This window comes from Prevotella melaninogenica ATCC 25845, assembly GCF_000144405.1.
GTDB classification, from domain to species: Bacteria; Bacteroidota; Bacteroidia; order Bacteroidales; family Bacteroidaceae; genus Prevotella; species Prevotella melaninogenica.
Genome location: NC_014371.1, coordinates 18,970 through 42,745, shown reverse-complemented (window position 1 = coordinate 42,745; position 23,776 = coordinate 18,970). Strand labels below are relative to the sequence as shown.

18 protein-coding genes are annotated in these 23,776 nt (G+C 41.1%); 4 read left to right on the top strand and 14 right to left on the bottom strand.

The window, feature by feature from the left end; translation table 11 throughout:
* Positions 1 to 2: 2 nt before the first annotated feature.
* A complete protein-coding gene (locus HMPREF0659_RS07290; RefSeq protein ID WP_013265649.1) occupies positions 3 to 521 on the bottom strand; it encodes a histidine phosphatase family protein in 519 nt (172 codons plus the stop codon).
* Between the two features lie 84 nt (positions 522 to 605).
* On the opposite strand from HMPREF0659_RS07290, the gene HMPREF0659_RS07285 reads away from it, so the two are divergent.
* Entirely contained in the window at positions 606 to 1,268 is a 663-nt protein-coding gene (locus HMPREF0659_RS07285; RefSeq protein ID WP_013265775.1) for a DUF308 domain-containing protein, read from the top strand.
* Positions 1,269 to 1,271: 3 nt separating this feature from the next.
* Positions 1,272 to 1,760 carry a methylated-DNA--[protein]-cysteine S-methyltransferase gene (locus HMPREF0659_RS07280; protein WP_013265416.1) on the top strand — a complete coding sequence of 163 codons (489 nt, stop codon included), beginning with the start codon at positions 1,272 to 1,274 and terminating at the stop codon, positions 1,758 to 1,760.
* A 177-nt stretch (positions 1,761 to 1,937) separates the two neighbouring features.
* Here the strand turns inward: HMPREF0659_RS07280 and HMPREF0659_RS07275 are convergent, their stop codons facing one another.
* The 13 genes from HMPREF0659_RS07275 to HMPREF0659_RS07215 all read right to left on the bottom strand — a co-directional run bounded on the left by HMPREF0659_RS07275 (position 1,938) and on the right by HMPREF0659_RS07215 (position 19,344).
* Positions 1,938 to 2,414 carry a hypothetical protein gene (locus tag HMPREF0659_RS07275; RefSeq protein WP_013265788.1) on the bottom strand — a complete coding sequence of 159 codons (477 nt, stop codon included), beginning with the start codon at positions 2,412 to 2,414 and terminating at the stop codon, positions 1,938 to 1,940.
* Positions 2,415 to 3,507: 1,093 nt separating this feature from the next.
* A complete protein-coding gene (locus tag HMPREF0659_RS07270; protein WP_013265621.1) occupies positions 3,508 to 4,161 on the bottom strand; it encodes a carbohydrate-binding family 9-like protein in 654 nt (217 codons plus the stop codon).
* On the bottom strand, positions 4,158 to 5,249 hold the full coding sequence (locus HMPREF0659_RS07265; RefSeq protein WP_013265177.1) for a phosphotransferase enzyme family protein: 1,092 nt from the start codon (positions 5,247 to 5,249) through the stop codon (positions 4,158 to 4,160). The genes HMPREF0659_RS07270 and HMPREF0659_RS07265 overlap by 4 nt, the downstream gene beginning before the upstream one ends.
* Positions 5,250 to 5,445: 196 nt before the next feature.
* Positions 5,446 to 7,596: a GH92 family glycosyl hydrolase gene (locus HMPREF0659_RS07260; RefSeq protein WP_044046022.1), complete on the bottom strand. Its 2,151-nt coding sequence runs from the start codon at positions 7,594 to 7,596 to the stop codon at positions 5,446 to 5,448.
* Between the two features lie 75 nt (positions 7,597 to 7,671).
* On the bottom strand, positions 7,672 to 9,747 hold the full coding sequence (locus tag HMPREF0659_RS07255; protein WP_044046021.1) for a glycoside hydrolase family 20 protein: 2,076 nt from the start codon (positions 9,745 to 9,747) through the stop codon (positions 7,672 to 7,674).
* A gap of 341 nt (positions 9,748 to 10,088) precedes the next feature.
* On the bottom strand, positions 10,089 to 12,374 hold the full coding sequence (locus HMPREF0659_RS07250; protein ID WP_262502352.1) for a GH92 family glycosyl hydrolase: 2,286 nt from the start codon (positions 12,372 to 12,374) through the stop codon (positions 10,089 to 10,091).
* Between the two features lie 249 nt (positions 12,375 to 12,623).
* The gene (locus tag HMPREF0659_RS07245) at positions 12,624 to 13,598 is read right to left on the bottom strand and encodes a glycoside hydrolase family 130 protein (RefSeq protein ID WP_004359255.1); all 975 of its coding nucleotides are present in this window, start codon (positions 13,596 to 13,598) and stop codon (positions 12,624 to 12,626) included.
* 187 nt (positions 13,599 to 13,785) lie between these two features.
* Positions 13,786 to 14,205 carry a type II toxin-antitoxin system VapC family toxin gene (locus tag HMPREF0659_RS07240; RefSeq protein ID WP_013265839.1) on the bottom strand — a complete coding sequence of 140 codons (420 nt, stop codon included), beginning with the start codon at positions 14,203 to 14,205 and terminating at the stop codon, positions 13,786 to 13,788.
* Positions 14,202 to 14,480, bottom strand: a complete 279-nt coding sequence (locus tag HMPREF0659_RS07235; RefSeq protein WP_044046020.1) for a hypothetical protein — start codon at positions 14,478 to 14,480, stop codon at positions 14,202 to 14,204. Before HMPREF0659_RS07235 ends, HMPREF0659_RS07240 begins: the two co-directional genes overlap by 4 nt.
* A gap of 499 nt (positions 14,481 to 14,979) precedes the next feature.
* Positions 14,980 to 15,546, bottom strand: a complete 567-nt coding sequence (locus HMPREF0659_RS07230; RefSeq protein ID WP_044046019.1) for a metallophosphatase domain-containing protein — start codon at positions 15,544 to 15,546, stop codon at positions 14,980 to 14,982.
* 62 nt (positions 15,547 to 15,608) lie between these two features.
* Positions 15,609 to 16,862 carry an MBL fold metallo-hydrolase gene (locus HMPREF0659_RS07225; protein ID WP_013265858.1) on the bottom strand — a complete coding sequence of 418 codons (1,254 nt, stop codon included), beginning with the start codon at positions 16,860 to 16,862 and terminating at the stop codon, positions 15,609 to 15,611.
* On the bottom strand, positions 16,859 to 17,737 hold the full coding sequence (locus tag HMPREF0659_RS07220) for a hypothetical protein (protein ID WP_013265145.1): 879 nt from the start codon (positions 17,735 to 17,737) through the stop codon (positions 16,859 to 16,861). The genes HMPREF0659_RS07225 and HMPREF0659_RS07220 overlap by 4 nt, the downstream gene beginning before the upstream one ends.
* 194 nt (positions 17,738 to 17,931) lie before the next feature.
* Complete coding sequence (locus HMPREF0659_RS07215; protein ID WP_013265789.1) at positions 17,932 to 19,344, bottom strand: P-loop NTPase fold protein; 1,413 nt, start codon at positions 19,342 to 19,344, stop codon at positions 17,932 to 17,934.
* A 946-nt stretch (positions 19,345 to 20,290) separates the two neighbouring features.
* Between HMPREF0659_RS07215 and HMPREF0659_RS07210 the strand changes: the two genes are divergently transcribed.
* Positions 20,291 to 21,130 (top strand): GLPGLI family protein, encoded by an 840-nt coding sequence (locus HMPREF0659_RS07210; protein WP_044046018.1) that lies wholly within the window; start codon positions 20,291 to 20,293, stop codon positions 21,128 to 21,130.
* A gap of 53 nt (positions 21,131 to 21,183) precedes the next feature.
* Positions 21,184 to 23,739: a TonB-dependent receptor gene (locus HMPREF0659_RS07205; RefSeq protein ID WP_013265913.1), complete on the top strand. Its 2,556-nt coding sequence runs from the start codon at positions 21,184 to 21,186 to the stop codon at positions 23,737 to 23,739.
* Positions 23,740 to 23,776 lie beyond the last annotated feature (37 nt).

Sequence of the window (23,776 nt, the reverse complement as noted above, 5' to 3'; positions counted from 1 at the left end):
CCTTATAGCTCAAGTACCCTAACCTCAGCATTCCCCATTGGCTTCAGCTCATTCATCGGCTTATCAAAATAAACGCTTTGAATAGCTTTATTGATGATACCATGTCCTACGGCAAGCACTTTCTTTTCGGGATATTCTTCCTTCAACCATGTAAGAAATTCCTTAGCACGAGCCTTCAAAGCATCTAAGCTTTCGATGTCATCGGGCCATAAAGAGGGGTCCTTCAGATTCGCTAAATTAGGGATATGCTTCCCTGTAAACGAACCCCAGTCACGTTCACGAAGCAAGGGAGTCGTCGTAACAGCCTTCCCATGAGGGGCAGCAATCAGTTCGCAGGTATGAATACTACGCTGCAAATCACTTGAGACAAAGGCATCTATCGCTTCATCTTTCAAACGTTCTGCAAGTTCTTCAGCCTGCTTGATACCCTGCTCATTCAGTTCTCCCGGTGTTTGTCCTTGCATAATATGATTGGCGTTATCCACCGTCTCACCATGCCTTACAAGATATAATAATGTCATAACTTCATCATTTATTATTGCAAAAATAATAAAAAGTTAAGGAGTAAAACGTTGGAATAGAGATTATTTTGTATTTTTGCATCTATGAAAGTACTTCAAATATCAGCCATAAGGGCTATTATCGTATTAGTGACAGGTTTCCTCCTCGTAAGATATCGTGAGGAAACTATGACGTGGATGACCATCACCGTGGGTATACTCTTCCTACTCTCTGGATTGGTTTCTTGCATCGCTTACTATTTTGAAAAGGAGAAAGTAGCAAAGAAAACAGCGACGTCTGAACAGCAAGAAGGACAACAAGAAGAAGAAAACCTCAAGTCACCTTCTTTCCCTATTGCAGGTGTCGGCAGTATTGCCTTGGGTATCATCCTTGCCGTCATGCCCAACACGTTTATCACATGGGTGGTTTATATCCTTGCAGCATTACTGATTCTCGGTGCTGTCAATCAGTTTATGAACCTCGCTCGTTCACGTCAGTACGCTCGTGTTCCGGTCTATATGTGGCTCTTCCCAACAGTCATCTTGGCAATAGCTATTCTGTTGATAAGTAAGCCAATAGAGACTGCACAGCTTCCATTATTGGTTCTCGGATGGGCATTTATGTACTATGGTGTCTTAGAATTCATCTTGATTATCCGTATGTATCTTGTCCGTAAATCTTACGAGAAGGCTGAAGATGCTAAGGTTGTGACAGGCGACAAGTTGGTTACAGATAATATCGAAGACGCTGAGGTTGTAGAGGAATAACCCATGTACTTCTGTCGTTACCCCTCACCCCTCGGCAACTTAATACTTGCCGAGGAAGAAGATGCTATCGTTTATTGTCAATGGGAAGATACGATTGACGAACGAATGATAGCGAAGTGGACGGAAGACAGGGAGCAAAACAGCGTGTTACTAACTGAGGCTTGCCGACAATTAACGGAATATTTCACTCAAAAGCGCAAGACTTTTAACCTCCCCATACGATTAAACGGCACTCCCTTTCAGCTACTCGCATGGGAAGGTTTACAGCAAATCCCATACGGAGAAACGCTTTCTTACGCAGAATTAGCAAGACGTATAGGCAGAAACAAAGCTGCTCGCGCTGTGGGTAATGCCAATCACCACAATCCATTAATGGTCATCATTCCCTGCCATAGAGTTGTGGCAAGCAATGGAGAATTGGGAGGATATGCAGGAGGAACAGCCCGAAAAGCTTGGTTATTGGAAAAAGAAAAGGGGAACAACAAATTGTAATAATCATTCTAATGATTATATAATTTGAAATAATCCAATAAGAAAAGACCATTCTATGTACTCAATATTGAGGACAAGAATGGTCTTTTCAATCTTCCAGAGGATGATAACTTTTAGCTTGAAATCCTACAAATAATCAGAATCTATTCTAATATCCTTGATTACTAATATGATTCTTTACCTCTCCCATCTTAGTCTGTATATACGACCAGGCTGCGGATTAGCACAACAATAAGAATACATTTTGTTTCCCTTATCAAAAGGAACACTTTCTAAGGCTTTATAGTCACCATCTATCTGCGTATTCAGATCCTTGTATTCAAGTATTGCTGGCTTATTAAAGTTTGCATCTTTGTATGATAACAAGACGCGGAAAGTCATCATATCTATAGGAGAGTCTAACTTACAGCTAATCCACGGCTGTGCCTTATGGTCAGGATCATCATTCTCAGTCTTTATATGAATAACTGTACTCTCATTGTATTTAAGGGGATGTTTAAACTTTATCTTTGCTTCATCCCATTTCTTTTCATCATCATGAAAGACAATGTCTTCTATGATTTGCGATGTAGATGACAACTTTGGGCGAATACTTCCTGTCCATTTGAAATTATAGGGTATGTCAGTAAGAAACAAACGCTTACATTGTATCATTCGAAAAGATTCAAATGTAGATTTTACCCCATCATGTGACTGAAAGATACAGAAGGAGGAGATGCGACGATAGTCTTCTGAAGAATTATCTAAAATGATTTTATTTATACCTCTGAGGATCCCATATATTAAAATTATAAACCCAAGGCATAAGACAATTAAAGCAATAAGCGTATAAGTCTCATTGCTCACAAGCATTAATATTATACTAAGTATAGAACAAAATGATGCAAGGAAAGAACATGTACTTGATTTATATGTCCTTAAAAAATCCCACAATTTCATGTATGATTATCGGTGTATAAAAGGTATGTAGTTATGCGTCTGTTCCCATAATTGTAATATATTGTAACTGCTAAAAAGCAACTAAGCTAAGTTATTGATGTAGTTGATATATACTACTTTGCAAAGGTAAGGAATAAGTTTCTCATTTCCAAGTAAACCAAAAATTATTTTTCGTGACGCCAGTATTTCTTGCATAGCGCAAGAGTTGAAACATCACAATAATTAAAGTCTTAACCGAAAGTAAACATAAGCACCATTTATTTACCTTTAAAAGACAATATCCTTTATTCTCATATTTCTGATGTTTGTAAACTATTTTTATATTATTCAAAACTAACACATGCTCTTTTGGCTTCTAAAAGACGCTTAATTGATTTGCAAAAGGTGCCCTTTAAGCTCTTTGCTAACGCCCTTTTGAAGTGCAATTAGGCATCTTTTACTTTATTACTTTATAACTAATTGACTTCCTGCAGGTTATGAACTCACTTTTTATTCGTGATTTCACCCTTATTTATAGATGTTTTACTTGAAATAATGTAATGATTTTTCAGAACCCTATCTGCGGTTTTTGAAGTATCAAAATGAAAAGGTTTTCTGTATCGAAGGATAACAATAAAATAGGAAGATGAGCGCCTTAGTCATGTCTTTATTTAATGAGTAACCTCGCATCTTCCGTTAGTGCTATACGAAATATATCTACGTATTTAACGGAAAAACCATTCCTTCGGATATATAAAAAAGAAATGTAGTAAGTGATAGGGACTTTTTCATACCCCTAAAACTTACTACATTTTATTTCTTTTATCGATTACTCAAAGTTCAGTTCACCAAAGAAAGCAGGACAATGGAAGTCGGGAGAAGGCAAGGCAATAGGATTCCAGGAGAGGAAATGAGGCTGCGATGTCTTGTCACCACACTTATAGAAATTGGCTCTTATCGTCTTTCCAGAGAGATTCTCTATTGTATGACGGAAGTAAGAACTAACAGGAACAACGAGTGTGAGTTCCCATGCCTGTCGTCCCTCTCTCATCTCGAAGGGTTCACGACCCAAAGATGCCCAACGATCAATCTGCTCTAAGGCGGCTGCTGGAGCATGAGTACGATTCTCTCGTCCCTGTCCATTGCACAGCAATATCGTACCGATACAGTTGCTTTCAAGGTTATAATAGCCTCCTTCCTCATCAGGACTACAGAAGAACTCACAGCATGAGTCCTGCCAAACTGGACCTAAGTCGGTGCCAGCCTCAGCACGCACGCAGTCTTCTTCAACTCGATAATGCAACAGAATGGTATCGCCTTTATGAGCAATAGCAAACTCAACCTGTGGACAATAAGGGAATTCTGCTGCCCAGTCTACTGTATCTATCATATTATAAGATACGCTATTATCCTTGAAAAGGGCTGGAATGTCAACAGCTTTCACCTGCTGACACTCCAAACGTTTTACCTTTAATTGTTTCATTGCTTCAATATTTTCTTCACAAAGTCAGCCATCATCTGGTCATGACGACGTACGTCACGATAGAGCAAGAGCTGATTACGTGAGCGAACGAGGTTATGCTCTGGGTATTTCACCTTGAAATAAACGTCTCCGTTGATGTAATCTGTCAAGAAACGAACGCACTGCATGTATGGGAACAGTGCTACAGCGTAAGGCAAGTGACTGGTCTCTACAGGGGTAAGGAAGTTGCCTGCCGTACTAAGATAGCCTTCAGTGAATGAGCAAAAGACATCTTCTTTCAGTCCGACAGCATCGTAATTGTCGCTATCCTCAGCCACGTGGTTAGCACCAGTGCGCAGGAAGTCACCATAATCAGAGAAGATAAAGCTTGGCATTACGGTATCGAGATCGATAACACAGAGCACCTTACCATCCTTGTCAAACATCATATTGTTCACCTTTGTATCACAGTGGCAGATACGCTTAGGCAATGTGCCCTCACGATAGAGGCGTTCAGCAAGGCACATCTCGTTTGCATAGCTCTCTAACTCAGCAATCATATCCTTCACAGAAGCCACTCTATCAGCCTTATCAGCACTTACAGCCTCACGCAACTGGCGCAAACGAAGTTCCATGTTGTGGAAGTCTGGAATTGTTTCTCCCAATGGTTCCTTCAAATCGACCAACATATTCTGGAAGTTACCGAAGGTTTCACCACAGCAGAATGCGCTCTCTGGGTTTACTTCCTCTTTTGTAACAGCGTTAGGAATGAACACACTCACACGCCAGTAGAGGTTGTCAGCATCCTTGTAGTAGGTCTTACCGTCCTTAGCCTGTATGAAACGCAGACACTTACGTTCGATATCAGTCTCACCCTTCTCCATCAACTTGTGGCGGATATGGTCAGTTACAAGTTCGATATTATGCTGCAACAGGTCTACATCGGTGAATATAGCGTTGTTAATACGCTGCAAGATATAATCAGGCGTATTAGCATCTACAGTTTTTACACGCAGTGTTTCATTAATCAGTCCATTACCAATTGGACTTACACTCTCAACAGTTCCCTCAATGCGGAACTGTGATACAACATCATTAAAATTAGGCATAGTTATTTATTAGTATTAAAGATTGATGCACTATTAGGAGTGAAGGAGTTAAGGAGTTGAAGGGAGTTAAGACAAATGTTATATGGGTCAAAATCTGATGACTTCAATATCAACGTAATGTTTTTTATTAATATAGTCCAACAATACATTTGTCTTAACTCCCTTCAACTCCTTAACACCTTAACTCCAAAAACTTTTAGGGTCTATCAGCAGGCTTAACACCAAACTGAGAAGGCTTGCTACCCATTACAAACTCAAGTGTTCCACCACGTTTGATGTCCTTGAAGTCGATGTAAGAACGGGTATAAGGCTTGCCATTCAACTTAGCACTCTGAATATAAATATTCTTATCGCTGTTGTTATGTGCCACTATGCGGAAGGTCTTACCACCTCCAACGTTCACCGTAGCCTCATCAAAGAGCGGTGTACCGAAGATATACTTGCCACCTGCAGGCTCAACCTGATACATGCCAAGAGAGGAAAGAATGTACCATGCAGACATCTGACCCACATCCTCGTTACCACTCAATCCATCGAAGTCGTCGTGGTATAAGTTCTTGAGTACATAGCGAATCTTATCCGCTGCCTTCCAAGGCTGACCCACATAGTTGTACATATAGAGGATATGATGGCTTGGCTCATTACCGTGAGCGTACTGACCAATCAGACCAGTGATGTCTGGTGAAGCCTCTGCTCCCATGTCACCACTAACGATGAAAAGGGAGTCGAGCTTTGAAACAAATGGCTTCTCACCACCGAAAGCAGCTACAAGACCGTGCACATCGTGTGGAACAAGCCATACATACTGCCAAGCATTACCCTCTGCATAGTCGTCCTGACGATGTACAGTACTGAATGGATCGAATGGTTCACGGAACTTACCAGTAGATGTTACACCACGCATAAACTTCGTCTTCTTATCAAAGTAGAAGTCACGATATGACTGGCTGCGCTTTGAGAAGTACTTATAATCAGCTGTCTTACCCAATTCCTTGGCGAGTTTTGCAATACATGCATCAGCCAAAGCATACTCCAATCCCTTTGCTACTGTCTCATGCTCTGGGTCGAGATCACAAGGAATATAACCATACTTCTTCAACAATCCCATACCACGCTCATCAAGCATAGCAGACGCCTTAGCAGCCTCAAAGACTGCATTCTTATCTACATCAAAGCCTTTCAGTGCGATATCAACGAGGGCAGGAACGCCTGGGTTACCAATCATACAGTCGGTTTCGTTACCCACAAGGTGCCATACTGGCAACTTACCCTGCTCCTTAAAGATATGAAGCATCGTCTGTGCGATGTCGCGTTGCTTCTCTGGATGGATAATCGTCATCAATGGATGCGCTGCACGATAGGTGTCCCAAAGCGAGAAGGTGGCATAATCAGTGAAGTCACCCTTATGTGTCTTACCATCTGCACCACGGTATTCGCCGTTTACATCATTGAAGACAGAAGGTGCAATCATTGAGTGATACAATGCTGTATAGAATATCTTTCTTGCACTCTCGTCCTGTGTCTTGATTGCAATCTTACTCAACTCATGGTTCCACTCATCCTTTGCCTGAGCAACAGCATTGCGGAAGTCCCAACCTGGAAGTTCCTTCTGCATATTCAATCGAGCGTTCTCAACACTCACTGCAGAGATTCCTACCTTCACGAGAAGTGGCTGCTCAGCATTGTCGAAAGCAAAGACACCAATCGTATCACGCTCGTTTGACTCCAACTTAACAGGCTGTGAGAACTCTGCCACAAAGTAAACGCGCTGGTCTTTAGCCCATCCTTGTGACATACGGTAGCCACTGACGGTCTTAGCCGACTCCTGCTTAAAGCTGCAAGAGGTCATCTTGTCCCAACCGATACCCTGAGAGAGGTTCAAAATAACGTAACCCTTTGTTACATCAGCAGGGAAAGCGTAACGATGGAAGGCTACACGCTGGGTGGCAGTCAACTCTACACGAACACCAGAAGCCAACATTACAGAATAGTAACCTGGGCTTACATGCTCGGCACGATGAGCAAACTTCACCTCACGCTGTGCTGGATTGGTAGTAGGGAGGAGTGATACATCACCCAAGTCACCAATACCCGTACCGCTAAGGTGCATCTGTCCGAATCCGATAACTGTTGAATCGCTGTAATGATAACCAGAACACCAGTCCCAGCCCTGCTTCTTCTGTGTAGGACCAGCCTGAATGTTACCGAATGGAACATTAGCTCCAAGGAACACATGTCCGTGTCCGCCTGTTCCAATAAATGGGTCAACATACTGCGTATAGTCCTGCGCAAAAGCGAAAAGACTGGTTGCAGCAAACGCCATTAAAGTTAAGAACCTTTTTTTCATATACTGAATTGTTTTAATCTTCTTGTCTTATATGTCTTGACAAAGCCGTCATTCAACGGCTCATCAAGTATTCGTTTACTTCTGATTGACGATGATTTCGTCTGTAAAAATCCATGCGCCTTTCTCGCGAGGGAGTGCCTTCACACGCACATAACGACCTTTGACATCTCCTTTCCACTTGTAAGGATAGACGAGATAATCCTCTGAAGCCTTAATACCTGGTCGTACCGTGTCAATCGTCTTGAAGTTCTTACCATCGTCTGACACCATCAACTCAATTGTCTCTGGCGTATAGATAACCGATTCATAGAGGTGCATAAAGTCAACACGAACGTCACGGATGTCCGTAACCTTACCCATATCAACTACTACATCCACACCAGTACTGTCGATAAAGCCCTGCCAACGACCCTCAAGATAGCCCCAATCGCCACGCAAACCATTGGTCAGTGTGTTATCACCTTCGGCACGATACTTCTCTGCATAACGTCCAAGATAAGTCACTGGCTTACCCAATGCCTCATGCTGTGTCACACTACGGCTTTCCATACGTGACCCCTTCTCCTTTGAGAGGTCAAAGGCATTATAGCCCGCACGCTTCAGTCGGTCTACATTTACGACTGCTCTCTTGCGGAAGTTGTCGTAACCGGTGCGCTTCTTTGTCCAACCTGTCTCTGCCAAAGCTAACAGACGAGGATAGAGCATATACTCTAAATGGCTTGGTTCAGCGATGAATTCGGTCCATACACACGCCTGAACGCCATCCATATATTTCTCAAGATTGCTTCCTTTGTACTCTGCAGGGATTGGCTCATAGTTGTAAGTCTTATCCAAACGAGTATATCCGCCCTGTGCCTTTGGCTGTTCCATCGGATTGTCCTGATACATATTCAGATAATAGAACTGCTGTGGAGCCATCACTACATGGTGCTTACTTGTTGCAGCTTCGATACCAGCTTCTGTTCCACGCCATGACATCACAGCTGCGTTAGGAGCCAACTTACCTTCCATAATCTCATCCCAACCGAGGAGTTTACGACCATTACGGTTCAAGAATTCTTCCATACGATGGGTGAAATGGCTCTGCAACTCGGCTACATCTTTTAAGTGATTCTCCTTCATCACCTTCTGACAATCAGGACAAGTCTTCCATGTGCGGCGCTCTGCCTCGTCTCCTCCGATATGGATGTACTTAGAAGGGAAGAGTTGCATTACCTCTTTCAACACGTTCTCCATGAAGGTATAGGTGGCTTCCTTACCTACACAGAGGTCTGACTGTGTATAAGGTTTGCCTGTACATGACAACTCTGGGTAAGCATAAACAACCTCATCACTATGACCAGGCATCTCTATCTCTGGGATTACCTCAATGTGGCGCGCAGCTGCATAGCGTACGATATCCTTGATATCTTCCTGTGTGTAATAGCCACCGTAGGCACCTTGCGTATTCTTATGACAATACTTGCGGTCGTTATCCATCCACCACTTTGTCCAATCAGACTGTGTGCGATAAGAGGCTTCGTCTGTCAGTCGAGGATATTTCTCCACCTCCATGCGCCATCCACCACCATCGGTGAGGTGCCAGTGGAAGCGGTCGAGCTTGAAATAAGCCATCGCATCGAGCTGTTTCTTTAAGAAGTCTTTCGACCAAAAGTGTCGAGAGCAGTCGATCATCAAACCACGATAAGCAAAACGTGGCGTATCTTTCACTTTTACACAAGCAATCTGGCCATCCTTTTCGAGCTGGCGAACGGTTTGCAAACCATAGAACAAGCCCGTTGGAGTCAGTGCCTGAATGGTGATACCCTTTGGTGTAACCTCCAACTCATAACCTTGCAGACGAACGCTGTCCATTGCCTGAGCTGCCTGCTTGGCTGTTCCCTTGCAAATCAAGCGGAAAACGCCCTGCTTAGAAGGATTCTTTGCGTATGCTAATGGATGCTTCAGCACCTCAGAAGTGTACTGATTTAACACCTTAAAATCACGACCTGTAAGATTGGTTACAATCTTCGTACCCTTATTCAGCTTGAATTGACCCTTCAAAAGACTGATATTCTCAGGTTGTGGAATGATGTTTTGAGCTGCAACAGGCATAGAAACAGCTGCTGCAAACAACAGGAAAACTGCACTCAAAAGAACTTTTTTTCTCATAACGTGAGTATAAATTTCGGTTTTATTTCTTTATTATTTGTTTTTACTTTATGTCTCTTTCTTCGATGGCTGTCGGCTGTCTGTATTCCTATCTGTGGTCATTCAAGACCTTTCTGATAGTAGACTGCCTTCCAAACTGCCACCTTTTTGTTTCGTATTAAGCCTCCGCACCAAATGTGCTAAGGCTCCGCACAACTTGTGTTAAGGCTCCACACAACTTGTCCGAAGCGTTCGGACAAGGATAGAAGACGGCAAACAATGTCTGTTTTTATCATTATATATAATGTAATAAGACATTAAAGACCGTCGGAAGCGTGGGAGGTTTGATGGGTAGTAGTCGTTTACTTTAGATAGAACTTCAATACTCCGCCCTTCAAGAGTTCGTCATTCGTAATGCGATAGCGGTTCAATGGCTTACCACCTAATTCCATCTTCTTGATGACAACAGCCTCATCATTTGGACGAACAGTCTCAATCACAAGGTTATCTCTGCCCCACTGTGCCTTATCCAAACGGATAGTCACCTTGTCAAAGACTGGCGAAGTGAGCGTATAAGATGGATCGCCCGGACAGTCAGGATAGAAACCTATCATATTGAACACAGCCCAAGCCGACATTGTTCCAGTATCATCATTACCCGGGATGCCCTCTGGTGCATTCTTGAAATACTCCTTCAAGAGTCTGCGTGTCTGTACCTGTGTACGCCACTCGTCGCCTTTGAAATAAGAGAAGAGGTGAGGATAAGCGATATCTGGCTCATTGGCAGGGTCGTAATAACCCTTGTCAAACACGCTCTGGAGCTTGTTTACAAAGTTTTTCTGTCCTCCCATGAGCTTTGCAAGTCCCATAACGTCATGCGGAACATAGAAAGTATAGTTCCAAGCATTACCTTCGTGGAAGCCTGGTGATGGTTCGAAGTTCTCTCCCTGCTTTGGATCAAAAGGCTTATAGAAGGTGCCGTCTGGCATCAAGGGGCGCAACAAACCAAACTCCTTACTGAAGTAATGGCGATAACCCAAAGCACGATTGTGGAACAGACGGGCATCGTCTTTCTTACCCAATGCCGTAGCCAAGCGTGAAAGGGCATTGTCGGCAATGTAGTATTCGAGGGCATGAGAGACGGAATTATCGAACTTCTCGTGTAAAGCTACATAACCCTTCTCCATGTATTCGTCGTTATCTGGGCGCAGAGGGTTCTCGCTTCCCTTTGTCAAAGCCGACTTTCGGAAGGCTTCATAAGCCTTGTTAATATCATAACCACGCAGACCTTTCAACCAAGAATCAGTGATAACGGGAATGGCTGGGTCGCCTTCCATCGTGTAAGTCTCACGACTAAAGAGTTCCCACTTTGGCATCCAGCCATGCTCCTCGTACATTCCAATCATCGAACGAATCATATCACGCTGACGATTTGGATAAACCAATGTAAGCAACTGATGCACATTGCGATAGGTATCCCACAACGAGAAGACCGTATAACGATTGCCCTCCTTCACCGTTCGAATCTCATCACCCTCCATGGCAGGGTATTGTCCGTTGACATCCTGCAGGATATTTGGGTGGATGAGGACGTGATAAAGAGCTGTATAGAAGATGGTGCGCTCTGTCTTTGTACCACCCTCAACGAGGATGCGAGAGAGATCATCATTCCACTTAGCACGCGCCTCAGCACGAATGGCGTCGAAGTTCTTTCCACGCTGTTCGGCATCAAGGTTCTCACGAGCGTTTGCCATACTTACGAATGACACACCCATCTGTACCTCTACCTGCTCGTCAGCCTCAGTGTTGAAGTTCATCCATACACCGATATCATCGCCAGAGAGTTCTTTGTTATAGGTCTTATAAAGCTTGAACTTGCCATTGTCGACATCCCACTCAGCCTCTACGCCTGTCATCGGACGCTGTTTCTTCCAATAGCCAGCCTCCGTTGGTTTCTTGCTGACACGCATCACGAAGTAAATTGGGAATACAGCCTGAGGGTTATAACAGAATGTACCCTGCAACTTCATACCCTCATACTCTGTGTCGCTCACCTTCTTCACCATGGCACCAGACTCATTTGTGAGTCCTTCACCGAGGTTCAACAAGATATGACTTTCTCCTTTCGGGAATGTGAAACGTGCAACAGAACTGCGAGGAGTAGCTGTTACCTCTGTCTTCACATTATACTTTTTCAGATAATTAGAATAATAACCGGGGTGTGCAACCTCCTTGTCGTATGTACTTCCGTACTCCTTATAATCAACGTTCAACTTTCCTGTCGTTGGCATAAGCAACAATGAGCCTACTTCTGGACAACCCACACCACTTAGATTGACGTGAGAATAACCAGTGAAAAAGACATTATGATATTCGTAAGGAGTTGACCACCAGCGTGCATCCTTGTCATATTTATTCAAATCAGAACCCATTACGTTGAATGGTACGACTGACATCAATCCGTTAGGGCATACTGCTCCCGGATTGGTAGTACCGAAATTCGATGTTCCGATAAAAGGATTGACAAGGTCAACAGGCTCTTCCCCACCCTTGTCAGCCGCTTTCAGCGAAAGAAAAGACAAGGAAAGAAGTAGTACTAATAGGAATTTATGATTCATTTGGGTGGTGGGTAGTGGGTGATGAGTGATGGGTGTTAGGTGGTGATGAATAGTAGGTGGTGGGTGTTGGATGTTGGGTGGTGATGAATAGTAGATGATAGGTGATGGGTGTTAGGTGGTGGGCGATGATGAATTGTGATGAAGCTATCATTATTTACTTCTAAGCAATTCATCAACACCCAACACCTAACATCTAACACCTAACAATTCATCAACACCCAACACCCAACACCTATCACCTAACAATTCATCAACACCCAACACCCAACACTTAACACCTTATAATATACTATTGTTCTTTGTGAACTCTACGATGTCCTTGATATAGCCAAATGCCATACCAACGACGGTATCAGCTGCACCATAGTAAACGGCTACACGCTCGCCATCCTGCAAAGCAGCACATGGGAAGACAACGTTTGGCACGTCACCCTGTAACTCATAAGGTGCATTTGGTGCAAGAAGATATGGACGAGTGCGATAGAGAACCTTCTCTGGATTGTCCTTGTCAAGGATAGCTGCACCCATCGAATAACGGAAACCATTACAAGTAGTGATTACACCGTGATAGAAGAGCAACCAACCTTCGTCTGTCAAGAAAGGAACCGAACCTGCACCAATCTTCGTACACTGCCATGCACTCTCTGGGAAAGGAGTAACCTTCATTACGCAACGATGCTCGCCCCAATACTTCATATCTGGGCTAAAGCTGATGTAGATGTCACCGAAAGGTGTATGACCATTGTCGCTTGGACGACTCAACATCGCATACTTTCCATTGATCTTCTCTGGGAAGAGGACGCCATTACGGTTGAATGGCAAAAAAGCATTCTCACACTGATAGAACTTCTTGAAGTCGAAGGTGTAAGCAATACCGATTGTTGGTCCGTGATAACCGTTACACCAAGTAATCCAATAACGGTCCTCAATCCATGTAACACGTGGGTCATACTTATACTCTGACTCAATCATTTCAGTGTTACCAGCCTCAAACTTAATAGGCTCATGATTGATTTCCCAGTTCACACCATCCTTACTGAAACCAGCAAAAATGTTCATCTGCACCGCCTTGTTGTCGCAACGGAACACACCAGCGAAGCCATCCTCAAAAGGAACAACAGCACTATTGAAGATACTGTTTGATGTTGGAATATGATAACGATCGATGATTGGGTTCTTTGAATAACGCCACATCACATCCTTGCATCCTTCTGGACGGTCCTCCCAAGGCAGAATATCTTTTAAACTTTTCATTGTAAATATAGTTTTATGCTTTTAGTTTTTATAAATGTCTATACATTATAAGTACAAGCAAAGTTAGCTTTTTACTTCAACAAAAGGTAAGTTTTTACCATTCATTAAATAGGAAAAACACTTCTTAACAAGTAATGTTAAGAATCTGTTATTTAACCAAACAAACTTACTAAGAAAATAGTCGTAATTATCGTTCAACCCAGTTCTGCACTTCCAATCCTTCTATACGTGCAAGGTGTTTTACATTCTCTGTTGCCACTGGAATCCCCAACGTAAGTGCCGTAGAGGCAATATAAAGGTCATTATCTTCTATCATTTGTCCCTTTCTTCGCAATACAGCTTTCTGACGACAGAACTCTTCGATACAAACAGAGAAAGGGATTATCTCAAGTTGGTTGAGCAAGTCTTTCAAAAGAGTACGGTTCTTTTCTGGATATGCACTACATTCTGCTCCATAAAGTAACTCGACAATAGAAATCTCAGACACACAACAGTTGCGCCACCCTGTTTCCAAGATGTGTTGCCGTACACTTTCATTCTTACGTAAGAGATGAATTAGAACATTGCTATCAAGCAAAACCTGACCATGTTGGCTCTTACTTTTCATACGCCTTCAAAGCTAATTGGTTCACTTGAACTCGAATTCTGCTTGATGATACCCATCAATTCTTCAGCAGTTTCGTTTCCTTCCCACTTCCCAAAAAACTTATTAAGCATTTCTTCTGTATAAGCTTCGTCTGACATTTCCTTGCGTTCTTCCTCGAGTACAGAGTTAGTAAGCTTCACAGCTAAGCCCAACCGAATGTTCTTACTCATCGAACGCAATGCGTTCCAATACATGCGTATCGTTTTGTTCTCGATGTTTGTCATTGTGCCTGCCATAATTATACCTCCTGTTTATATTTTTCTGCAAAAATAATGCAAACGAGAGCAAAGAAAGCTTGCTTTCAATTTGCCGAGTGCAGCTTATTTTCTGCAAATATAACGTTTTCCTATGACAACTCCAAATCTACATCTTGGTTTTCACATTCTTATTACAACTGATAGGCGAAAGGAGCATTACACTATTACGCTCACAGCATGAGAGAATAACAGACCTAAATCTAACAATACTTTTATTTTCAGTTTGCTGTCATTTTAACATTTAGACAGAAACACCTGTAAACTAACCTGTTACATCCTCATTCAGAGTGACAGAAGTGACAGGAAATTTATTATTAGAATTGTGTCCCCACCTTTGAAAAGGTTTAAGGGGACGAATATATTTCTCCAAATATAATCAATTGTGAGTTTTAGATTCTTATACCAGGCAACCGTAACAGCACATGATAAGAAACTTTATATTGAGAAACGAATTAACCATACTATAAAAAACATATTATCACAATGTAATCAAACGAGGACTATGGCAAACTTCATAATAATCATCAAGGGAAGAGCCATTTGAAAACACTATATCTTCATGTTTCTCAATCCCGTAAGCAGAATGAACATGACCAAACAGATGATATTTAGGTTTCGTTCTCATCACCTGACTACGAAGAGGACTATTCCCCCAATGTGTGTTGTTGCTTTCGTCCAATATCATGATTGGCGGTTCATGGGTCACAAGAACGTCTATACCCCTGGGTATCAAGCTCTCTGGATGATTATATCCTAAACCAAAGAACTTGACTCCCTCAATCTCACACCCCCGGTCTTGAAGGAAGTGAACATTATCAGGCAAGTCTTCTATCTCAGCTGCCTCCCACAAGCAAAGGTCATGGTTGCCAACAATGAATATCTTTTGTGGATAAGGCAGTAATATAAACCAATTCAGGAAGTCCAGCACTTCCTCTTCCGTCCCCATATCAGTAAAGTCACCGCAATGGACAAGAACATCGGCTGCAGGCATACTGGTTAACAGTTGATGCCGATTATGTGTATCAGAGATTTGAAGGATTTTCATTATCGATTCGTAATCATTTTTGTAATATGGAAACAAAATAATTCAATGCTGTAACACAACTCTTACAACGTTGCGCCAGCTTCCTTATGGATACAGATAACCTCCTTTGGACGGACCGTTTCTATAACTTTCCTTATCGTCGCTTTATCCGCATGTCCTGATGTATGGATATCCACGACATTATGGAACATTTCACGCAACTCCTTGTACTTTGAATTTGCCTTTACCTGCTCCGCATTCTTGTAGTATCCATCCCAAGATGAGTATATGAGCAACGTCTCTTCTTGTGGAAGTTTATCAAGAAGTTTCTTAACCTTATCTGCCTGTGACGTTCCAACAACGATCGTGAAGCCTCTGCGTTTCAGCTTACCATACAGTTTATCAGTATAAAACAGAGGTGCAAAGGAGAACAAGCCACGTGATAGGCTGGATTCCCTCTCTGTAAAGATTTCCATCGTCCTTTTCATAAACAAGGACAAGATACACAAAGGTTTATTTGCAGTCTCTGCTGCCACCTTAATACTTGCCAATCGTTCTATATCCGTAGCCGAAGCGAGTACAAAGACATACTTGAAAGCTTGCATCACACTTTCCATCTTCCTTGACACTTCACATTCATGAATACATTTGTCTTTCCTTTTAAGCATCGTACCTTCTGTAATCAGCAAATCAATGTTAGTAGCATATCTTCTCAGCATAGGAAATAAAGCTTTACCCATATAGCCATGCTGCCGATAATCGCCAGTATGCCAAATACGTTTCCCATCAGCCTCAACAAGAAACATATGAGCATCATAAATGCTATGGCAGGTGAAGAAAGGTGTAACCCTAATATCACCTACCGTTATAGGAACTGGACACTCCTTAGGAGCTGCACGTTTCCAAGTCCTAAAAGTTTCCAGCTTGTCTATGAGAGTCTTTGTTGTGCGATAGCTCTCTTCCGGTTGTTCTGCTTCCCTATCGGATATCTGCAGCTGATGGTTCGCACTTTTTGCCAACTCGTACCTTTCCAGAAGTGTATTATATTTGATAAGCAGGAGTTCCTTACTTCCTTCGCCAATATACTGTTCAAGTGGGATATACCTGAACAGTCCTACATGGTCTTCGTGAGCATGCGTATAGAAAACCGCTTGATGCTCTTTCTCATTGTTCCCAATAATATCAGCAACCATAAGATCATCTTCTTTAGGAGTTGTTGGCTTTCCATTACCCGGCAGATTCTGCCCAAAGTCTATAAAAACTCTGGAAGAATCTGTCCATATCTCGGTTATACAACCTCCTATCTGATCAAGTCCTCTATGTATTTTTATCTTCATCCAACTTCCAATGTAATTAGTGCATTATGCCAAACAAACAAAGGTTCTGCCATTTTCTGTTCTCTTGCAGTATCTTTTGCAATATCTTCTTGTTTCTCCAGAGCTTTCTTTTCCTCGTTTCCTCGATATGCAAGGATTATCATCATACGAGGCGTATCAGACAAGTTCAGCCCTGTATAATCCCCTTCAAACAATCCCAAAGCTCCTTTCTGACGAATAATACTTTCCACATCCTTGCGAAGAACAGCACAAGCCTTGGGACTACAAATTAATTTATTAGTCTTTTTTATATGGTCGATTATCCCAGACTTGCCTCCTATTGCATCCATTCCCACCTTTAGTTCACCAAGATAAATATCATTCTCACCCTTATCATTTTTCTGCGTATCAACCACGACAAGGTCAATTCGTGTCCTACTTATTCGTTCTTCTTTCTTGATATCTGCTTGCGGAAGTTGCCATTCCATATCCACAACAACAAATCTATTGTTAAAGCTATGGTTTCCCAAAGCAATATTCTGCTGAACTTCAAACTCCAGACCAGATTTGTAAGTATCTACCAGACGTTTAGCCTCTTTAAAATATCTTCTTAATTGATCCGTTTGCTTTAATGTTTCTTCCAAGTCATCATACTTAAATGAGACAGAAGGTGGCGTAGCGTTCTTATAATACTTTTCAGATAAGATGTCAATAGAAGGCTTACCTTTACTGAAATGTATCGTTAAGATTCTGTCCTTATGATGATATATCATAACTTCATTTTTCATTCTGATTTCAAAGGAAAGTTCAGGGTCTTTCTTGATAACATAGAATAATTTCTGTAGGCAACCTCCTTCTTGATAGGCGTGTAAATGCTCGTCTGTAATAGCTCTCATGTTTTTTTGTTTTTGTTAATTACTAATATTCTTTTGTCATCGGTTATGGTAACGTATTTAGAAGCCAAATATATCGGTTAAATGTCCTACATATCATTATGGTTTGTAACGACCAATTCCCATTTAATATGTTCAACAGGGCAAAGATAAAAATAATATATGCAAAAACACTACTTAGGTCTAAGAACATCAGCCTAATCTAATCGCAAGGCTGATAAGTTCGCAGAAATAGAAAGAGTTTTTAGAAATGGTTTAATTATTTTTCCTATATCCTCTTGTCTAATAGATAAAATAGCATCACCATTATATCCGACCACATTCTCTACAACAACCTTACAACTATTTTCCGTCCTCTCTAACCTAAAATTATAGACAGAATTATAAGCTTTTATATATTCTATATCAGGGGAGTTCGTAATATACATTGGGTATAAAAGTTTAATTGTTTCATAATGATTCAAATAATCATTTGAATATTGCAATATAATTTTATTGAGTAATGCGAAATCCTCCTCTATCTTTTCAACAGGCATACCACTTTCCATCATATAAATAATCAGATGAAATAAAGGTAAAGATGTTGGTATACTCCCCCCAAAATAAGAATACTCAAATTCATTAAAATAGTCATCAGTATCAATTTGTGTGAGTTTATATAAATCACGCAATGAACTCCCAGCAAGTTTTTCCCTAAAATGTTTAAGATACGGCAATAATTCATGAATACCAAGTTTTTCTCCTAATTGTGCCTCAAGATCTCGAATCATAATAGATTTTATACTATATCTGAATGGTTCACGAGACAAGAATTTACTCATATAGCCTTCATAACAAGCTTGCGCACCATAGAAATGATGAAATATATGCTTAGTCACATCATAGTCCATTACCAAGACAATGTTATTAAACCCAAATTTATTACCGACAATATCAGGTTGCTTACTATCGTCTATGTGCGCACTCACAACATTAAGAATTCTAAAAAGATGCTTGGGATCTAAACGGTCTAAGTCTTCTATTATCAATACAGGCTTCTTTGCTTTCTTCACTTTCCCATTTAAGGAATGGTCTTGACTAATCCATTTAATAGCCTTTTTTATCAGTTTTGTATATCCATCTTCTTCATGAATACAGCCAGCTGTATTAGCAAACTGCGATAAATACTTATCTACGATGTGCTTCTTCTCATCATATTTTTTCTTTATCTCAAGGAACTTACTATAGCCTTCATTGCACAGCTCTCCCAGCGGTACCAAAGAAAGCAAGAAAGGCACAACAGATGTCAAGTCATTAAGGGTAAATTCAGAACCAAATAAAGCGTTTAAATCAATTTTCTCAAGCAACTTTTTTTCATAGAATTGTACAATAATATCTCTTTTAATATATTCAAAAACGTCCTCATTCTTTGCAACAGAATAGTTTACTGGATAAATAGTAAAGAACTCATATTCATCTTTCATTACTGCATCATTTCGCAACTTATTCAGCAAATAGGTTTTTCCATCGCCAAACTTTGCAGACAAAATAATTCTATCCGTCTTTTCAAGGTACTGAGCAAAATTATTTAAATTACCAGAGATATCAATTTTATCTAATGTCATTTTCATAGGTCTTTGTTTTTATAGATTAATAATGTTTAGAAATGATTTAAGTTTAAATTATACTGAACAAAGTTACAAAAATTTATAATAAATACCAAAAAAATACACTTTTATTTTTCCAGTGAGAGGAAGTACACATTACTTTCTATCCCATTCTTACATCAGTCTACTCTCTTTTCAATCCCACTTTCTCTACTAAAACAGAATTGAAAAGTCTTTACACAAATTCAAAAAAACACCTAAAACAAAGGCGGAAAACACGTATAAAAAGCAAGCTTGCAACAAACAGGAAATCAGTTAGTTACAAAGGCGATAGAAAAAAGGTGCTTAATTGGACTCCAAAAGGGCGTTAGTAAGGGGCTTAAAGAGCATCTTTTGCAAGCTAAAAGGGCGTTAATTGAAAGGCAATTTACGCACTTTTGATTTTCGATATTAGAATTATCTTTACAAACCTTATTATTAGCAGTTCCTTTCTTCACAAATAGAACGAATCTATATAAGATATTATAAAGTTTCACACAGAGCCACAGAGTATACCGAGATTTATCAATTAGCAAAATATAGAATCCACAGAGGCACTGACAGAACATAGGGAAAAGGAGTATAGTTGCTAACTATATTGATTGTGAGAGGATCCTCTATTACTCCTTGTGCCCACAGCACCTCTGCTTATTTACGTTATTCCTCCTTTTCCTCTGTGGCTCTGTGTGCCTTTTTCATATCCGAACCTATTAATATCTTAACATTACCCTATATGAAACTCCTTTGAAAGAAGACTTACAAACTACTCAACTATCAAACAATATATATTCACGCACTGAAGAATAGAGAAAGGAAGTCTACACGCAACAGAGAAAAATAATTTAAACTTAAAGGGACATTCACTTGCTTTTTACAAAAAGATTTCGTACAATTGTACTCGTTTTCAACTGACCTAATAGATAATATAACTATGAATTTGAAGATTAAACTACTACTCATTGCGCTAACCTTGTCGGTGTCTGCAAATGCACAGGAAATGAAGGAACAGGATGTTTTTAAGCATACAGCAATCGACACAACGCAGCTGATTGTTTCTTATGATCTAACTGTCAAATATGACCTATCAGGACAGAATAATCCTGACTTTGAGAAAGTATATACTTACATCGGACGTAAGGTGTGCCAGAGCTTTGTGGAGAGTGAGCATAATGCCGACCTAAGAATGGCTAAAGCCTTTCTACGTAATGGAAAGCGAGGCTCAAGAGCATCTATGAAACTCGTGGCTAATGTTGGTGAAACCTATATTGGCTATCCAAAGGGAAAGACAACAGTGATTTACAATATGGACGGGGCTGGCTCTTACCTTTATCAAGAGGCTACTCCAAAGATGCAATGGAAGCTTACAACCGAGCATAAAATGCTTTTAGACTACGATTGTACAGCCGCAACCTGTTCTTATCGTGGAAGAAATTATAAGGTATGGTTCACTACCAAGATTCCACTTTCCTATGGTCCTTGGAAGTTTACAGGACTGCCTGGCTTGGTTATGGAGGCTGAAACCGAAGAAGGGGATTATCACTGGACGGTTACTGGCATAGAAAAACCTAAGACAGCAACGCCTATCTATTTCCTTGACAGGACCTATGTAAAGACTTCTCGTGAGAACACCCGAAAGCAAGAGAGGCTCTTGCTGAAAGATCCTGCAGGCTACCTTGAGAGCTATGGCTACAACTTCACTACGACTAATTTCAATGGACAAGTTGTGAAACTAACGCTCTTTACATTCGACAATCCTTTGGAACGAGAATGATAAGACACCTACTTATCTTACTATCGTTTATCGGCTTATTGTCTATAAACAGTATGGCTCAGAATAGTCAGGGAGACTCTCTGACTATTACTGGGCGTGTGGTTGATAATAAACATCAACCTATGGATGGCTGTATTCTTACAATCATACAAGAAAAGGATTCTTCCATTCTTGCCAGTAGCGTGACCAATGAAGATGGCAGATACGCTATCAGCTATCCACAAACAAATGACAATCTTCTTTTAAGCCTGACAGGATTCAATATAAAACGGCAGGTGAAGCGGATAACGTCAACGAGTCAGACCGTTAACTTCACCACCACCTACGAGAGTATCACACTGAAAGAAGTGGAGATAAAGGCAAGAAAGCTATGGGGAAGTAGGGACACACTGAACTACTTGGTCTCTGCCTATATGAAAGGACAGGACAGAACCATCGGTGATATTCTCAAACAGCTACCAGGTATCACGTTAGAAGGTGGCATGGTGAAGTATCAAGGTGTACCTATCAACCATTTCTACATTGAGAACATGGATATGTTTGCGGGCAAATATAGCATCGCCACGAATGGCATTAAGGCAGAGGATGTCAGTACGGTACAGGTGATGGAAAACCATGAACACATCAAGGCATTGCAGGATCAGATACCACCTGAATCGGCAGCTATCAACTTAAGGCTAAAGAAGAAAGCAAAGGGCAGATGGCTAAAGACCATAGACTTAGGGATAGGCTTCGATTCTAACGGTTTATTGAGAGAGGTCAATGCTGCCCTAATGTACTTTGCACAAAGACAACAGCACGTTTTCTATTACGAAACAGATAATAATGGCTCAAGTGTCGATTGGTTTAAATCATACTATGGTGGGAGTAATATCGGAGCCTCTCGCCTAACATCCATCATCTTTCCAGGCTCATCTCCTATAGGTAAGAGTCTACGTAACAATCAGCATAACCTATGTTTCAGCAATCTCAACAAACTAAGTGAGACGGCGGAAATAAAGTATAACATAACTTACAGACACGATATCCAACGGCAAAGTAGCTATTCGCAAACCACTTATCTGCTCCCTGATGCAAGTACTCGTTTGATGACCGAAGACATTTCTGCGCGTAATACGACGAACGCTGCCACAATGCAGTTGCATTTTGAGAACAACGGCAGTAAGACTTATCTTAAAAACACACTTGACTTAGCAGGAAACTGGAGCGACGACAATGGACTAACTTTGTCAAACAATGCACGTATTCAGCAACATGCTTTTAATAGGAACTTAGGACTAAACAATCATACAGAATGGATTCAGCGTACAACCAATGGCGGAGGTTTTAAGCTAAAGACAACCAACTTTGTACAGACAAATCCACAAGCACTCGCCATTGAAGGGGATATGCAGGTAAGACAAGATGTAAGACTCTCAAACATGGGAAGTTACAACAGCCTTACTTTGATAAGAAACATCCGAAAACACAACTGGACTATTGCGCCTTCCGCAGAGTTTGATATTGAATATGTGGGACTGAAAAGTCTATTAAACGATACAGCTGTGACGATAGCTACGAGTGGAGACATGGGTTACTTGCAGATGAAAAGCAACATTGGAGCCAACCTACAATATGTCAAAAACACATTCCGTCTATCGTTCAATCTGCCTTTATCGCTCAACTACACAAAGGTGGATAACGAACCAATAGCTAACGAGACGACAAAAGGAAAGCGCACAACCCTACTCTTCTCGCCATCTTTTACAATGCTTTGGAAAGCTACTGACAATTGGACGCTTTCTGCAGGAGGGAGTTATGGGATGTTTCCTACGAGTTGGAGAAGTCTGTTCACAGCCTATTTGATGAGCAACTATAGGACGCTGAACCGCTACAAGGTGAATCTATCGGAAAACAAATCGGCAACTATACATGGGAAGATACACTACAAGAATATCCCTCATCAGTTCTTTGCCTATCTCTCTGGGGCGGTTAGTCGCTCATGGAGTGACATGATTTATGGTACGACAATAGACCAGAATGCACATACACTATTGCAAGCTGAATATGCTCCGAACCACCAAAACAACTTCTCTATGACAGCAAATGTAAGAAAGGAGATTACTTGGCACGACATGAGTATCGGGGCAACAGCTGATTATTCAACTAACACAAGCAAGATACTGCGCCAGTCTGTCATCACCGACTATCAGTATAATAGTTTCTTCGTCTCTACCAATCTTGCTTTTAATCTTATCAAGAACATCCGACTGACAGAGAACTGTCGATGGGCAATCTCTCAATCAAAGTCGGGTAACTACACAAATATGATTCGCAACTTTAGCAATGAGGCTACGCTCTCCATAGCTTTTATCCCTGACAGACTGATACTTAACACCAACCTGCAATACACGCATAACAGTGGTTTTACGGATAAAAAGGATTACACCTTTATGAATCTTAGTATCACCTTTAAAACAAAAAAGAAGATACAATTCGTCTTGAACGTCGATAATGTCTTCAATACAAAAACCTTTATCTATCGTTCTAACAGCAATCTTTCCGAAAGCTACACCCTCTACCAGCTTCGTCCAAGAAGTGTGATGCTCACTACCCACTTTGCTTTATAACAGAAAAAGCAAGCATGTCCGTCCCTATCTTGACAAG

What these genes read in the sequence shown, in the direction of transcription:
- HMPREF0659_RS07270 (WP_013265621.1), bottom strand. Translation starts at nt 4,161, where the DNA reads ATGAAACAATTAAAGGTAAAACGTTTGGAGTGTCAGCAGGTGAAAGCT.
- HMPREF0659_RS07255 (WP_044046021.1), bottom strand. Translation starts at nt 9,747, where the DNA reads ATGAGAAAAAAAGTTCTTTTGAGTGCAGTTTTCCTGTTGTTTGCAGCA.
- HMPREF0659_RS07235 (WP_044046020.1), bottom strand. Translation starts at nt 14,480, where the DNA reads ATGGCAGGCACAATGACAAACATCGAGAACAAAACGATACGCATGTAT.
- HMPREF0659_RS07210 (WP_044046018.1), top strand. Translation starts at nt 20,291, where the DNA reads ATGAATTTGAAGATTAAACTACTACTCATTGCGCTAACCTTGTCGGTG.
- HMPREF0659_RS07215 (WP_013265789.1), bottom strand. Translation starts at nt 19,344, where the DNA reads ATGAAAATGACATTAGATAAAATTGATATCTCTGGTAATTTAAATAAT.
- HMPREF0659_RS07285 (WP_013265775.1), top strand. Translation starts at nt 606, where the DNA reads ATGAAAGTACTTCAAATATCAGCCATAAGGGCTATTATCGTATTAGTG.
- HMPREF0659_RS07225 (WP_013265858.1), bottom strand. Translation starts at nt 16,862, where the DNA reads ATGAAGATAAAAATACATAGAGGACTTGATCAGATAGGAGGTTGTATA.
- HMPREF0659_RS07260 (WP_044046022.1), bottom strand. Translation starts at nt 7,596, where the DNA reads ATGAAAAAAAGGTTCTTAACTTTAATGGCGTTTGCTGCAACCAGTCTT.
- HMPREF0659_RS07220 (WP_013265145.1), bottom strand. Translation starts at nt 17,737, where the DNA reads ATGAGAGCTATTACAGACGAGCATTTACACGCCTATCAAGAAGGAGGT.
- HMPREF0659_RS07265 (WP_013265177.1), bottom strand. Translation starts at nt 5,249, where the DNA reads ATGCCTAATTTTAATGATGTTGTATCACAGTTCCGCATTGAGGGAACT.
- HMPREF0659_RS07290 (WP_013265649.1), bottom strand. Translation starts at nt 521, where the DNA reads ATGACATTATTATATCTTGTAAGGCATGGTGAGACGGTGGATAACGCC.
- HMPREF0659_RS07245 (WP_004359255.1), bottom strand. Translation starts at nt 13,598, where the DNA reads ATGAAAAGTTTAAAAGATATTCTGCCTTGGGAGGACCGTCCAGAAGGA.
- HMPREF0659_RS07230 (WP_044046019.1), bottom strand. Translation starts at nt 15,546, where the DNA reads ATGAAAATCCTTCAAATCTCTGATACACATAATCGGCATCAACTGTTA.
- HMPREF0659_RS07275 (WP_013265788.1), bottom strand. Translation starts at nt 2,414, where the DNA reads ATGATACAATGTAAGCGTTTGTTTCTTACTGACATACCCTATAATTTC.
- HMPREF0659_RS07205 (WP_013265913.1), top strand. Translation starts at nt 21,184, where the DNA reads ATGGCTCAGAATAGTCAGGGAGACTCTCTGACTATTACTGGGCGTGTG.
- HMPREF0659_RS07280 (WP_013265416.1), top strand. Translation starts at nt 1,272, where the DNA reads ATGTACTTCTGTCGTTACCCCTCACCCCTCGGCAACTTAATACTTGCC.
- HMPREF0659_RS07240 (WP_013265839.1), bottom strand. Translation starts at nt 14,205, where the DNA reads ATGAAAAGTAAGAGCCAACATGGTCAGGTTTTGCTTGATAGCAATGTT.